The organism is Burkholderia sp. AW49-1, assembly GCF_053427845.1.
Window position 1 is genome coordinate 1 of sequence record NZ_JBSAXF010000088.1, and the last position, 1,161, is coordinate 1,161.

Annotated in this window: 1 protein-coding gene; it reads left to right on the forward strand. The window is 57.2% G+C overall.

The window, feature by feature from the left end; all coding sequences use genetic code 11:
- Positions 1-78 precede the first annotated feature (78 nt).
- Complete coding sequence (locus tag ACV22W_RS33510) at positions 79-1,161, forward strand: IS630 family transposase (protein WP_448023815.1); 1,083 nt, start codon at positions 79-81, stop codon at positions 1,159-1,161.

The following is a 1,161-nucleotide window of genomic DNA, read 5'->3' on the forward strand; positions in this document are numbered from 1 at the left end:
TCTAGTGTTTCGTCCCAAAAATAACTTTACATTGGATTGTGTTGCTCTATGATCAAGCAAAATTGAGTGGAGGCGATCATGGCGCGCAAGAGAATCGAGGTGGCGGTCTCAGAACTGGAGCGGGAGCAATTGCTGTCGATGAGCCGCTCGCGTTCGCTGCCTCATTCGCTGGTGCGCCGGGCAAAGATTGTCTTGATGGCAGCGGAAGGTCATACGAACCAGGAAATCGCGGTGCAATGTGAAGTAACGTCCCCTGCGATCACGCACTGGAAGAAGCGGTTTGTCGCGCATGGGCTTGCCGGTCTGCATGACGAAGCACGCCCGGGGCGACCGCGCGCACATGACGATGAAGCCGTGGCGGAGTTGCTGGCGAAGGTGCTGCATGAGAAGCCGGACGGGGCAACGCACTGGAGTGTGCGTTCTGCTGCTGCGCAAACGGGTATTTCGAAGAGCTCGGTGGCTCGGTATCTGTCGCTGTTCGGTGTGCAACCTCATCGCTCGAAGAGCTTCAAGCTTTCGACTGATCCGTACTTCGTCGAGAAGGTGCGCGATATTGTCGGGCTGTATCTGAGCCCGCCGACCAACGCCTTGGTGCTGTGTGTCGACGAGAAGAGCCAGTGCCAGGCGCTCGAGCGTACGCAGCCGGTGTTGCCGATGGGGCTGGGCTACCTCGAAGGTGTTACGCATGACTATATACGGCATGGCACGACAACCTTGTTTGCTGCGCTCAATGCGGCAACGGGCGAGGTCATCGCGCAATGCAAGTCGCGTCATCGACATCAGGAGTTCCTGGCGTTTCTGAATCACATTGACCAGGCGGTCCCGGAAGATCTTGACGTGCATCTGATCGTCGATAACTACGCAACGCACAAGCACCCGAAGGTCAAGGCATGGCTGGCGAAGCGCCCGCGTTATCACATGCACTTCACGCCGACGTATTCGAGTTGGCTCAATCAGGTGGAGCGCTGGTTCGGCCTGATCACGCAGCAGGCTATCCGGCGTGGCTCCTTCAGAAATGTGCGCCAGCTGATTGCCAGCATCGAACGCTATGTCGAGCAGTACAACCAGCACAAACGTCCGTTCGTTTGGACGGCAACCGCCGATTCCATCCTTCAGAAAGTGGCTCGGCTATGCAAAGTTATTTCTGGGACGGAGCACTAG